This is a genomic window from Planktothrix sp., assembly GCF_046067725.1.
Classification (GTDB): domain Bacteria; phylum Cyanobacteriota; class Cyanobacteriia; order Cyanobacteriales; family Microcoleaceae; genus Planktothrix.
The window spans coordinates 13329-26335 of the sequence record NZ_JBJUDF010000138.1 but is presented as its reverse complement, the minus strand read 5'-3'; the positions used below and the strand labels follow the sequence as shown (position 1 = coordinate 26335).

General features: G+C 39.3%; 13 protein-coding genes. 8 read left to right on the top strand and 5 right to left on the bottom strand.

Translation table 11 applies throughout. The features are described 5' to 3' along the window. The first annotated feature begins 12 nt into the window (after nt 1-12). The 4 genes from ACKPEB_RS07715 (at nt 13) to ACKPEB_RS07700 (ending at nt 3813) form a co-directional block, all read left to right on the top strand. Complete coding sequence (locus ACKPEB_RS07715; RefSeq protein ID WP_408964288.1) at nt 13-450, top strand: NUDIX hydrolase; 438 nt, start codon at nt 13-15, stop codon at nt 448-450. Between the two features lie 185 nt (nt 451-635). Continuing rightward, nucleotides 636-2048, top strand: a complete 1413-nt coding sequence (locus tag ACKPEB_RS07710; protein WP_408964287.1) for a hypothetical protein — start codon at nt 636-638, stop codon at nt 2046-2048. Nucleotides 2049-2236: 188 nt separating this feature from the next. Further along, nucleotides 2237-3061, top strand: a complete 825-nt coding sequence (locus ACKPEB_RS07705; protein WP_408964286.1) for a SirB1 family protein — start codon at nt 2237-2239, stop codon at nt 3059-3061. Between the two features lie 110 nt (nt 3062-3171). Then, nucleotides 3172-3813, top strand: a complete 642-nt coding sequence (locus ACKPEB_RS07700; RefSeq protein ID WP_408964285.1) for an alpha/beta hydrolase — start codon at nt 3172-3174, stop codon at nt 3811-3813. Between the two features lie 137 nt (nt 3814-3950). Here ACKPEB_RS07700 and ACKPEB_RS07695 read toward each other — a convergent pair whose 3' ends face one another. Next, nucleotides 3951-4406, bottom strand: coding sequence for an SRPBCC family protein (locus ACKPEB_RS07695; RefSeq protein WP_408964284.1), 456 nt, complete (start codon nt 4404-4406; stop codon nt 3951-3953). 200 nt (nt 4407-4606) lie between these two features. Here ACKPEB_RS07695 and ACKPEB_RS07690 point away from each other — a divergent pair, with 200 nt between their 5' ends. Further along, a complete protein-coding gene (locus ACKPEB_RS07690; protein WP_408964283.1) occupies nt 4607-6262 on the top strand; it encodes a mechanosensitive ion channel in 1656 nt (551 codons plus the stop codon). A 234-nt stretch (nt 6263-6496) separates the two neighbouring features. Then, nucleotides 6497-6784: a hypothetical protein gene (locus tag ACKPEB_RS07685; protein ID WP_408964282.1), complete on the top strand. Its 288-nt coding sequence runs from the start codon at nt 6497-6499 to the stop codon at nt 6782-6784. Here the strand turns inward: ACKPEB_RS07685 and ACKPEB_RS07680 are convergent. Together ACKPEB_RS07680 and map are read right to left on the bottom strand one after the other, a co-directional pair. Next, nucleotides 6781-7767: a YdcF family protein gene (locus ACKPEB_RS07680; protein ID WP_408964281.1), complete on the bottom strand. Its 987-nt coding sequence runs from the start codon at nt 7765-7767 to the stop codon at nt 6781-6783. The two genes, ACKPEB_RS07685 and ACKPEB_RS07680, sit on opposite strands and share 4 nt — an antisense overlap. A 185-nt stretch (nt 7768-7952) precedes the next feature. Beyond that, nucleotides 7953-8717 (bottom strand): type I methionyl aminopeptidase, encoded by a 765-nt coding sequence (map, locus tag ACKPEB_RS07675; protein ID WP_408964280.1) that lies wholly within the window; start codon nt 8715-8717, stop codon nt 7953-7955. A 148-nt stretch (nt 8718-8865) separates the two neighbouring features. Between map and ACKPEB_RS07670 the strand changes: the two genes are divergently transcribed. Beyond that, nucleotides 8866-9090 carry a DUF433 domain-containing protein gene (locus tag ACKPEB_RS07670; RefSeq protein WP_408964279.1) on the top strand — a complete coding sequence of 75 codons (225 nt, stop codon included), beginning with the start codon at nt 8866-8868 and terminating at the stop codon, nt 9088-9090. 51 nt (nt 9091-9141) lie between these two features. Here the strand turns inward: ACKPEB_RS07670 and ACKPEB_RS07665 are convergent, their stop codons facing one another. Next, complete coding sequence (locus ACKPEB_RS07665; protein ID WP_408964278.1) at nt 9142-9555, bottom strand: hypothetical protein; 414 nt, start codon at nt 9553-9555, stop codon at nt 9142-9144. Nucleotides 9556-9662: 107 nt separating this feature from the next. Further along, the gene (gene bchM, locus ACKPEB_RS07660; RefSeq protein WP_408964276.1) at nt 9663-10349 is read right to left on the bottom strand and encodes a magnesium protoporphyrin IX methyltransferase; all 687 of its coding nucleotides are present in this window, start codon (nt 10347-10349) and stop codon (nt 9663-9665) included. Nucleotides 10350-10512: 163 nt separating this feature from the next. On the opposite strand from bchM, the gene pheT reads away from it, so the two are divergent. Further along, nucleotides 10513-12966, top strand: coding sequence for a phenylalanine--tRNA ligase subunit beta (gene pheT, locus ACKPEB_RS07655; protein ID WP_408964275.1), 2454 nt, complete (start codon nt 10513-10515; stop codon nt 12964-12966). The last annotated feature ends 41 nt before the right edge of the window (nt 12967-13007 follow it).

Genomic DNA, 13007 nt, shown 5'->3' with positions numbered 1-13007 from the left:
CTTTTCTACAGAATGTCTAAATCTAATAAAATTCGAGTGTTAGCATTGGGACTGATTCAAAATGGCGATCGCATTTTTGTTTCCCAGGGTTATGATGACGTTAAAAAACAAACCTTTTATCGCGCTTTAGGAGGAGGCGTTGATTTTGGGGAATTCAGTATTGATGCTTTAAAACGAGAATTCCAAGAAGAAATTCAAGCAGAGTTAACGAATATTTCCTATTTAGGATGTTTAGAAAATATTTTTAACTTTCAAGGTAAAAGCCACCATGAGTTAATCCAATTGTACCGATGTGACTTTATTGATGTTAAATTTTACCAACTGGAAGCACTAGAGTTTGTCGAAAAAAAACGAAAGAAAAAAGCGTTATGGGTTCCCGTAGATTGTTTTAAATCAGGAGAATTAATTTTATTTCCTGAAGGGTTTTTAAACTATATTTTGTATAATTAAAATAGTGAAAGATTTTTAAGCTCCAAATCATCATTTACAGAATGAATTTTTAAAATTTAAAAAATGGGTTGAGAATTGAGAAACAACGCGAAACTTGACGCACTTCTCAATTCCCCTTATAGTAAGGATCAATACATTAAACGATGTATTTAGAATAGAAATAATAAACCCAATAGAATAAAGCTATGTCTGAAGCCGATCTCCCGACTCCCGAATCCTTTGATCAGCCTGCTGAAGCGCCTTTATCCGAATCTTCACCGTCGTCGGAAGCGTCCCTGAGTCCTGCTGTAACCCCCGATGAGGAGTGGGAGACGGTGAACTTTCCTAACGCCATTCCCCTTGAGGAATTGTTGAGTGATTTTATCACTGAATTAGAACAATCCGCCCCAGAAACTAAGGAAACATTCACAATTCCAGAAATGATGGTTATTGCGGGTTCTGAGGACAGAGAAATGGCAACCGCTTCCTTAATGTCCGCAGAAGGAGAAACAGAAGAAAATCCGGTGCGAGTGGTGCAAATTTTACATCAGTGTAACCAAGATTTAATTCATCGGGTGGCGGAATTAGAAGCCGAACTAGATGAAAATCGGCAAAATCGGCAAGATAAAGACACAGAATTGTTGCAACGCACTCAAGAATTAAGTGCAACTCAAGAGCAAGTTAAACGACTGTTTAAAAAATTAGAAATTGCTAATCAAGTGATTCGACAGCAACAGGTTTTAGTTGAAACTTTAACCCAACAATGGGAAATTTGTCAAACTCGATTGGCGCAGATGGAACGAGATTGTGCCTTAACTCAACAACGATATAATGAGCAGTTTCATGAGTTAATTCAAGCTCAAAATTCTAACCGAGAATTGCGATCGCGGCTGCATCGTCAACAACGTCAAACCTTACAATTTAAAGTAGCCTTAGAACGGTGTTTAGACAATCAACCACAATTTGAAACTAGCCAACAAAGTTTAGAAACTTTACCGACCATCAAAGAAGAACCTCCTTTATTTTATTCTTCTGGGTTATTAACTCATAAAGCTCCTCCGGTACAACCTTGGTCAGTGGCTTCCACCCTCAAAAATCACCCGAATAATCCCTTAAAAGATGAGGATAATCTTGCTGATCAAACTTCATCAGAACTCGAGATGGGATTACCCCTGTTTGAAACTTTATCGGTTGGGTTAGAATCTGCTACTTCTGAGAAGGTAGAACCAATAAATCCTGAGTCTTTTAAACCACCTGTGGAATTAACTGCTAGTCATGAAATTCCTGTAGAAGAATGGCCAAAACCTCAATTTATAGAAGGAGAATTAGAGCGAATTCGCCTAGAATATACGTCTTTTATTTCAGAAGATGCGGATTTATTTTTATTACAAACTTCATCAGAAAATCCAACAATTCAAAAACCTGCTACACAATCAATACAGGGTCAATCTTTCAATTTAGAGGTAACAAAATCACAATCTGCTAGTGCGGTAGCTGTTCGAGATGTGGAAGAGAAGGAGAATGCGTCCCCTAATTGGCCAGCCCCATTAATTTATCCACAACGCCGTAAAAAATTAGAGTCTTTAGCTTCAATTCACTTACCGAGTTTCCCGAAATAAAATCTATTTCTATCGGTAGAGTTAAATTCAAAACCCGGTTTCTTGAAGAAACCGGGTTTCTGGAATGTGGCTAAAAAATCTCAAAAATCTATCTTTATATAGATGCTTCTTTTGAACAAGAACCTTAACAGGTAAAATTAAATCCAAGTTAATCAAACGTCAATTGATTTAAGACTCTTTAATAAAGTATGAATTGTTTACAAGCTAGGCAACGTTTTTTTGCAGAAATTCAACAACCCGAAGAACAAATTGATTTAGCAAAAGCGGCTCTTTATATTGCTCAAGAAGAATATCCCGAACTAGAAGTTGAGGAATATCTTAATGCTTTAGATACAATGGCTGCGGAAGTTTTAGAACGATTACCCCAGGAACGTTATCCTCTGAAAGTTATTCAAACTTTGAATCATTATTTGTATGAAGATTTGGGATTTCAAGGAAATAAAAATAACTATTACGATCCTAAAAATAGCTATTTTAATGAAGTGATCAACCGTCGGACGGGTATTCCTATCACCCTTTCCCTGGTTTATTTAGAACTCTGTAAACGCATTGATTTTCCAATGGTGGGCATTGGAATGCCCGGACATTTTTTAATCCGTCCTGATTTTGAGGATGCTGGAATTTATGTTGATGCGTTTAACCAAGGAGAAATTTTATTTGATGAAGATTGTGCAGCTAGATTAACACAAGTTTATCAACAACCGATCCCAATGCAACCGGAATTCTTAGCAGCAGTCACTCCCCGTCAGTTCTTGGGAAGAATGTTAATAAATTTGAAAGTGATTTATTTGAATCAAGGTAATATTGAACAAGCATTAGGAGTCATTGAACGAATTTTATTGTTATTTCCTGATTCTTTAAATGAAAAGCGCGATCGCGGTATTCTCTACTATAATCTGGCGCGATGGAGAGAAGCACGGCAAGATTTAGAGAATTATTTAGAAATTCTGCCAATGGCTCAGGATGCTGCTATAATTCGGCAGATACTGGATCAAATGAGCCAGAATATGTAACAGTTTGAGAAGTTTCTATCTTAGGGAAGCTAGATATTGGTTCAATAGACCTATAGCATGGGACAACAACATAACTGTTTTACTAAATTTAACTTGTGAGGAAGGAACAAATGAACTTAACATTAGGGCGTTGGTTTCCGAAAGTTCGTAACCCCTATCAATTTTTTACTCAGGGTCTATCTAAATATATATCCCTTGCATTAGCTCTAATTTTGGGATTAACAATTAGTTTGGGAATATTTGCGAAGCCTGCACCTGCAATTGATGAGTTAAGATTAATGTATGGGCCAGCTAATATTTCTTTATCGATTGTAGATTTACAAACCTTTGCTCAAACTGGGGATCAGTCTAATCAACTTCGTTCTTTAATTACTTTAGCTAAACTGACTCCAGATCAGGTTCAACAATTCCGTGAAGCTCTCAATTTCTCGGTTCAAATTCCGACTAATATTGTTAATGATCTACTAGATTCCACCTATGGCAGATTAGTAGTAGGAGCTTTTAATCAATTTGTGGCTTCAGGAAGTACCGTTGATGTGGCGGTTGATAAGGTGATTAATGCCTTACGCACCGTCGCTCGTGATGGTCAACTGTCAATTTTAGAATTGCTCCTCAGCTACCAAGGAGTTAATGCAATTACAATTAATGTTCAAGATGTGATCAGCCTCTATAATGATGTTTCTAATTTAGGGGAAGAAGTGATCGATTTCCTAAGAGCTCAACCACTCGTTCAACAAAAACTTTGCCAATAATTAATTATTCAAAAGTTTAACCATAAAGAGGAATTTTGATCACAATGATTACAATTCCTATTGATTTTTGGGTTGAGGGTTGAACGTTAATTGATAACGGTTATGGGCAGGGTTTTCCTGCCCATACAATAGAGTAATTAACTGATAATTGATAACCGTTCTGCGACTTGTTTTAAACGTCTTAATTGCGCTTCCATATCCGATTGGGTTAGACTAGCAGCAAAAAGATTAAACCCAAATTTAATCAGAGGATTGGGGATTTCAAATTCAAATCGATTTAGTAGACAAGTTCCTTGAGGTTCAGGTAGACATTCCCAGCGATCGCAACCTTTAAAATATCCTTCAAATCCCCAAACAATTAAACCCGGTTCCCGCTCTAAAACCACTGTTTTTAATGTGGGTTGAAAGAGCGGCAGTTTAATGACAAATCGACAACGACCTCCGACATTTGTATCCCAGACATCAACGGGTTCACAACGTAACATCGGGTTTAACCATTGGTGCATTAGTTCCAAATCTGTAAAACAGCGTTCTACAACCGTTGAATTGGCCCGAATTAAAATGGATTGTTCAAAAACTTGACGAGATGACATGATAACCTTCAAGCTATAGGCAGGTTTATTTCATGTTAAACGTGAAGAAGTCCCGTGATTAACGAGGGAATCATCGGAAAACCCCAAACAACGGTAACTTTTAACGTTGTTTTCCGTTATTTTAACCAGACTTTAAGATGCACTCTCGTTAAAACAGGAAAGCAAGAGTATCAAAACATCAATTAAGTCATAGAACCATTATGAATGGAACATATTACCCGATCACTTTATTGGGAAGCCAATTCACTTCCCAATTCCATCCTTATTTCGCTCAGGATAACCCCCTAGCAGTTCCCTTAGATTTCAATAACCTCAAGCTCGGTCAAACCTCTGTAGTCGATATTGTTTTAGCTTGTGGGATTTTATTAGTCGGCTATCTGATTGCCTTATTTGCTCAATCTTTGACAAAAAGCCTACTGAAAAAAACAGATATAGATAACCGAATTGCCGCTTGGGTTACGGGTACAACCACCGCAGATGATAAACTTCCGGTGGAAGATTGGATTGGAACGGCTATATTCTGGATTATTTTTATCTTTGCGATTGTTGCATTTTTCGATAAACTTCAGTTTAATGCAGCATCAGTTCCGCTCACCGGTTTACTCAATCAAGTTACCAACTATTTACCCCGGATTTTAGGGGCGGCAATTTTAATTGCCTTAGCTTGGATTTCAGCCACCATTGCCCGAACTTTATTAATTCGAGTGTTCCGAGCATTTCGCTTAGATGAACGCTTGAATCAACAAGTGAATGATGCCACGGTTGATCAATTTTCCTTGAGTGAAACTTTAGGAAATGCCTTGTATTGGTTCATCATTCTGTTATTTTTACCCGCCATTCTCAGTACGCTTCAGCTACAAGGATTATTAGAGCCTGTTCAAGATATGCTCTATCAAATCCTTTCAATTCTGCCGAATATTATTGCAGCGTTAGTGATTGCGGGTGCAGGTTGGTTAGTGGCTCAAGTCGTGAGTCGCATTGTCACCAATCTTTTAGCGGCGGTTGGGATTGATCAATTCGGAAGTCGGTTTGGTTTTAATCAACTGACGGGGAATCAAAGAATATCATCCATTATTGGATTGATTGTTTATATTTTAATTCTGATTCCTACAGCGATTTCTGCTTTACAAACTCTCCAAATTAAGGCAATTTCTGAACCAGCAATTTTAATGCTGACACAGATTTTTAATGCCTTACCCCAAATCTTTTTAGCAATTTTAGTCTTAATTGTTGCTTATTTGATTGGGCGTTTTGTGGGAGATTTAGTCACGAATATTCTGGCTGGCGTTGGGTTTAATAATATCTTTCGCTGGTTAGGAATTCATGCTCCCCACCCCCCTACGGTTGAGGAACCCACTGAGACAGAAGCCACCGCCTCAACCGATACAGTCCCCACAACTCCAACTCGCCTACCCCAACGCACCCCTTCCGAATTAGTCGGAATGATTGTGTTAGTTGGAATTATGTTGTTTGCGGCTGTTACCGCAACGGATATTTTAGGGTTAGCGGCGTTAACTTTAATTCTCAATCAAATTATTGTGATTGCGGGTAAAGTTTTGATTGGCATGATTGTCTTTGCCATTGGATTATATTTTGCGAATTTAGCTCATGATTTAATTGTCAGTTCGGGAACTCGTCAATCGAGTCTTTTAGCACAAAGTGCTCGAATTGCAATTATTATCTTTGTGGGTGCAATGGCTTTACAACAGATGGGAATTGCCAGTGATATTGTTAATTTAGCCTTTGGTTTGTTATTAGGTGCAATTGCGGTTGCAGTCGCCATTGCTTTTGGTTTAGGAGGACGAGATGTGGCGGGAGAAGAACTTCGGAATTTCCTTTCTAAATTCCGTGATTAAAGGAGAATGAGTAGAAACTTAGGTTCTGCTGCAATTTAAACTGGGGAGGGTTTTAACCGGGATTTCAGGTCAACAGAAATTCTGAAAAAACCCTCCCCTAATTCATTAAAACCAACCTGAAGTTAATCCTCTGCTTTAAAGGGGGTGCAATCAGGATTTTTATCCTGAATCAGAATTAACTGAATTGTAGTTGATTAGCAAATCGCTATAAAACTCACAATTTAGGAAAACATCATGTCTAACAAAGACAACTTCACGGATCAAATTACCTGCCAAAGCATTCAACTTTCTGGCCCCATGCAAGGCAAAAAAATCGAAATCCAACTGGATGTTAAACCTGCTAAAGATGAAAAAAAACCTAAATCTGAAAAAAATTCCGATTGGGAAACTCTGGGATTTTTATTTTTACTCTTGTTTGTGTTAGTGGGAATGGTGGGTAATTCGGCTGGGTTAGATTCCTCTTCCAGTCCTACCTCACAGCCTAATTCTGCCGTTTATCGCTGGCAAAATACCCAATTTTAAATCGTCGGTGCTAACCAACCTCGAATAAAATAATAAAACGTTAAGAAATATTCATCTAAAACACGAGTCGTTAGTAATAAAGCTTCTGCACTCGGCGCGAAATCGACTCCTGTAATATGACGAACATATTTTTTCTGATGAATAAAAGTATAAAAATTAGTCGGGGCGGGAATCACTTTAAAGCCAACTCTGGAAAAGGTTAAACTCGCTCGACGCATTTCTAAGGCAGAAGTTACCAGAATAATCGTTCGACCTAAACGATGTTTCTGCATCAGTTGATAAATTTCTACCGCATTATCATAGATTGTTCCCCCATGAGATTCCAGCAGAATTCGTTCTGGGGGAATTCCCATATAAATTAACAGTTGTTTAACATCATTAGCTTCAATAATCGGATTAATTAACTCCTGACGGGGGCCAGCACTCACAATAATAAACGGCCCTCGATCTTGTCGAAACAGTTGGGCTGCGTAGGGAATGCGATCGCCCGTATCGGTTAATTGAATTTGTTTCCGATAAGGTAATTTCGGTTCTGTCGTTCCTCGTCCTAATAATACAATAGCTCCGGCTCGTTCTCCACAACATAAATCCGTTTGTACCGTTTTTAAAGCGACTTTTTCCACTTGTTGAGCCAGCCAGTTCGCAAAAACGGGGGTACTCGCTAAAATTAAAATTAATAACGCAATTAAAATTAAAGTCGGCCCTGGTTTGTCAATTTTCCCATTTTTAATAAAAATAGAAGCAATTAATAACAGTAAAATGGATAATCCCAAAGGGCGAAAAAAAATTGATAATATTCCCAATACCACTAACCCAACTTGGCTATCGGGTGAAATTAAAGCAGAAACAATTAAAACTAAAACCAGGATAAATAATAATCGAGCAATTAAGCTATTATCCTTACTTCCCAAAATTTGCCAGACTTTAAACGCAATGGCTCCTACCAGCAAGAGAAATAAAAGTCGAGTGAAGGTAACAAACATGGCAGAGAACAGCTTAACTGGGAACAGGGAACAGCTTAACAGTAAGCGGTGAATGAGTTGGCTGAATTTTAGCAATTAATAACTGTAGGGGTTGCGTTCCTCCCAAGCTTAGTAGCAAGAGACGTTAGTTTCCAAACCCCTACAATAAATGCTATAGAATTTTGCCTTGAGTTCAACAAAACCCCTTAATCTGCTAAGGTCAGAATTTCGACCCCGGTGTCTGTCACCGCAACGGTATGTTCAAATTGGGCGGAGAGTTTGTGATCACGGGTAATCGCTGTCCAACCATCCTCTAACACTTGGGCTTCCCAGGTTCCTTCATTAATCATCGGTTCAATAGTAAATACCATCCCTGGACGGAGCCGCTTTCCTTTTCCTCGTTCTCCATAGTGAGGAATTTGAGGGGCGGTGTGAAAGACCGTATTAATTCCATGACCGACAAAATCGCGCACCACTGAAAATCCTTCAGCTTCGGCGTATTCTTGAATCGCAGCCCCAATATCCCCAATACGTCCATTGGGTTTGACCGCTTCAATTCCTCGTCTTAGACATTCTTCGGTCACTTCAACTAATTTTTGAGCGATCGGAGAAGGTGTCCCGACAAAAAAAGTCCGAGAAACGTCACCATAATAGCCATCTAGGATGGGGGTGACATCGACATTGATAATATCGCCGTCTTGAAGGATCTGTTTAGCGTTTGGAATCCCATGACAGATGACTTCATTAACACTGGTACAAATGGATTTTGGGAATCCATGATAGCCTAAAGGCGCACTGCGAGCACCATGTTCCTGTGTCCAACGCTCTGCTTCATCGTTAAGTTCTAGGGTACTCACCCCCGGTTTAATCATCGGTTCGAGATGGTTTAACAGTTGTGCCGCCAAACGTCCGGCTTGACGCATTTTTTCAATTTCTCGGCTCGATAAAAGAACAATTGTGTCACTGCCCATTTGTTTATTCAAGATCAGGATATATCTCGCAAGCTGTCAGCCTTTATTTTAAATTATCATATTCGTACACTCAATTTTTCTGATTTTTTCTGTTTTTGTGATAGTGTCGTAGAAAATTCCATCATTTCAATAGTTTGGAAAGTTTACTGTGAACTATCACGAACGAATTACGATCGAACCCGGTAAGCGCAGTGGTAAACCTTGTATTCGTGGAATGCGGATCACGGTTTACGATATTTTATCTTATCTTGCATCAGGAATGACCTACCAGGAAATTCTTGATGATTTTCCTGATTTGACTCAAGAAGATATTTTAGCTTGCTTGAGCTATGCAGCAGATCGGGAGAGACAAACCTTATTAATTCAGGTATGAAATTACTGTTTGATGATTGATCATTAGGAATATTAACCTTGTACTGAGCCTTCAAATTTGAAAGCGATAAATCATTTCACCATTTGATTTTTTTTCAAAGCTGCCATTTAATTCTTTAACTTTTTGATCTAAAAAAAATTTAGCTTCTAGGGTTGATAAATGAGTATATTGAGCTAATTTTTGAACCGTAATTTCTCCATCTTCAGATTGAATTAAATGTAAAAAAATAGCCCGAATTCGTCGAGAACGAGCTTTGTTTTTTTTCCGACGTTCTTGATACCAATCCCAAGCCACCCATCCCCCCACTCCCAAGGACGGTAAACCTAAAATTAATCCCCCTAAAATAATACTGAGTTGGCTATCAGCAGTGGAATGAGGATTTATGAATTCCGTTGCGATCGCTAATAAACAACCCATTCCAACCGGAACCAATAAACTAGCGGTGAGAACCTTCAAGAACTGCATCGTTTTTCCTCCGCGACTGGAGCATCAAACTGATCGAAGCCAACGGAACAGGGGAAGAAGTAGAGATAATATGAATACTCTTTCATCTCCCACCTGTTGACCCAATTTTAAGAGCGTGTAGCTTCAATTAATCGTGAAAAATAGAAGCGTGTTCCAATCATGGCTTGTCGTTGAATCGAAAAACCATTATCACTAAAAATTTTAACAATATCTGCTTCTCGATGTTGATAAGCACGAGTCGTTTTACTCGGCCCAGGGAATAATTCCCCAATTTTTTTGAGAATACTTAATGCTAAGGTTTTAGGAGCAAAACTCAAAATCACACGAGACTCAGCCAAGGAACACAGATGAGCAATCATCTCCGCAATTTGTTCTTGAGGATAATGGATCAAAACATCCAAACAAATCACCGTATCATAGCGACCTTGAAGGGTTTCTAAATCTTGAGCCATAAAGGATACTTTCTGGATCACGTTGAGGCGATTTTTAGCCCGTTCATAGGCTTCCTGAACCATTTTTTCAGAAATATCACTTCCGTATACAACCGCTCCGGCTTCTGCTAGGGGAATACTTAAACTGCCAACACCACAGCCTGCATCACAAATCGTTAAACCGGGTAGGTTGCCATCGGCCGTCAACCAATTTATCACATGATCAACGGTTTGTTGATGTCCTTGACGAATATCCAGTTGAACTTTATTAACTTGACCGTTACCGTAAATTCGTCGCCATCGATCAAATCCTGTGCTATTAAAATAGTCCCGAACTACAGTTTTATCGTCTGCTACACTCATGGGTTTGTTTGAATTAAATTCCATCCAAACCTTTATTGTAGGGTATAAGCGGAGCGGGAGGAGTAGGGGGAGCGGGGGGAGATGGGGGGTCTTAGGAATGATGACTGATAACTGATGGCTGTCTTCTGTAACAATGGACTAGGAAGATTGAAAACGAATCACGATGCGTATCTCTTTAAATTGGTTGCGAGAATTGGTGGATATCCAGATGACCCCCCAAGAGTTGGCAGAAACCCTCACGGTGGCGGGATTTGAAGTAGAAGATATTGAAGATTGGCGTTCCTGGGCTGATGGGGTTGTCCTGGGAAAAATTCTACAAGCTGAACAACATCCCAATGCAGATAAATTAAGAGTTTGTCAAGTGGATATTGGGGCTTCAGAACCTCTTAATATTGTTTGTGGAGCTCCGAATGCAGCCGCAGGAATGGTGGTGGCTGTAGCAACAATTGGAACTTATTTACCTAAAGTTAATTTAACGCTGAAAAAAACAAAATTGCGGGGGGTTCCCTCTGAAGGGATGATTTGTTCCTTAGCAGAATTAGGATTAGAAAAAGACTCTTCAGGAATTCACAGTTTTGACCTTGAAGACCCAACTTTAGGCAGTGATGTTAGACCGTTATTAGGGTTAGATGATGTAATTTTAGATGTCACCGCAACGGCTAACCGGGCGGATGGTTTAAGTATGGTGGGAATTGCCCGTGAAATTGCTGCTTTAACCGGAGCTAGTTTAAGAATTCCTGAAGCAAATGAGGTATTAATTGAACAATCAGAAACCTCTCCAGCTTTATCGATTAAAATTGCTGATAAACAAGCTTGTCCGATCTATATTGGAACAATAATTCAAGGTGTAAAAATTGCTCCTTCTCCTGATTGGTTACAACGACGTTTACAAGCGGCGGGTGTTCGTCCGATTAATAATGTCGTTGATGTCACCAATTATATTTTATTGGAATGGGGACAACCGCTTCATGCTTTTGATTTAGATCGTCTAAAACAAGTTACCTCTTCTCAAGATTTAACCATCGGTGTCCGTTTTGCTAAATCCGATGAATCCATTAAAACCTTAGATGGTCAAACCCGGAAATTACAAGAGCAAAATCTGTTAATTACAGCGAATGATTATCCCGTTGCTTTAGCGGGTGTGATGGGAGGAGAAGAAACAGAAGTTTTTGAAGAAACTCAAAATTTACTGTTAGAATCTGCTATCTTTGCACCGATTTCAATTCGTCGATCTGCAAGAGCGCAAGGACTTCGCAGCGAGTCTTCTACCCGTTATGAACGCGGGGTAAATCAGGCAGAATTACCATTAGCTTGTCGGCGGGCTATTATCTTATTAAAAGAGTTAGCTTCGGGTCATCCTACTGGTCAAGAAATCGATAGCAGTGGAATTGAAGTCCAAAGTCCTGAAATTACCTTAAGATTAAATCGAATTAATCAGGTTTTAGGACAACTTAAACGGGGACAAGAAACAGCAGAAGCATCCTATTTACTACCGGAAGAAGTGGAAAAGATTCTCACGGCTTTAGGTTGTGAATTAGTGAGAGATAAAAATAGTGATTTTGTGGTTTGGAATGTCACTGTTCCTCCCTATCGTTACCGAGATTTAGAACGAGAAATTGATTTAATTGAAGAAGTCGCCCGTCTCTATGGTTACGATAATTTCTGTGAAACCTTACCCAGTCAAGGAGTTTGTGGTTATCTTCCCTTAGAACAAGTCGCCATGCGACAAATTCGAGCCGCATTCCGAGGAGAAGGATTAACGGAATTAATGCACTATTCCTTAGTCAAAACAGAAGGGGAAAATCAAGTCGTTTTAGATAACCCTTTGTTTGTGGAATATTCGGCATTACGCACGGAAATGTTAACCGGGTTAATTGATGCCTTTGTTTATAATTTACAAAATGGAAATGGGCCGTTAAATGGCTTTGAAATGGGGCGAATTTTCTGGAAAGAAGGCGATCAATATCAAGAACAAGATGCCTTAGCGGGTATTATGGGAGGCGATCGCAGTTTGGGGCGTTGGGTTCGTAGTGCTCAAGAACAACCGATGACTTGGTTTGAAGCAAAAGGCATTTTAGAAGCCGTCTTTCAACGTTTAAATTTAACCGTTGAATATAAACCGGAATCTACCATTGAAACCTTACACCCTGGACGCACCGCTTCTTTATGGTTACAAGGAAAACGGTTAGGAATTTTCGGACAACTTCATCCTCAATTGTGTCAAAAACAAGATTTACCGAATCAAGTTTATGCCTTTGAATTTCAGTTATCAATATTAATAGAAGCGATGAACCGTCCTTCTAATTTAGTTCGGAAATTCAAACCGTTTTCAACTTTCCCCGCGTCGGATCGAGATATTGCCTTTTTTGTTCCTGTTGAAGTCCCCGTGTCTGAACTTGAACGCTGTATTACCAAAGCGGCTGGAAATCTATTAGAATCAGTGGAAGTTTTTGATGAATATCGAGGTAAAAATGTCCCAGAAGGTCAACGAAGTTTGGCATTTCGTTTAGTTTATCGGGTGGGCGATCGCACCTTAACTGATACGGATATTGACCCTCTACAACAAAAAGTTCGAGATGCTTTAGTTCAACAATTTAACGTTAATCTCAGAAGTTAGAGATTTATGGTAGGGTTGGGGTCTCCCCGCCCGTATTCAGT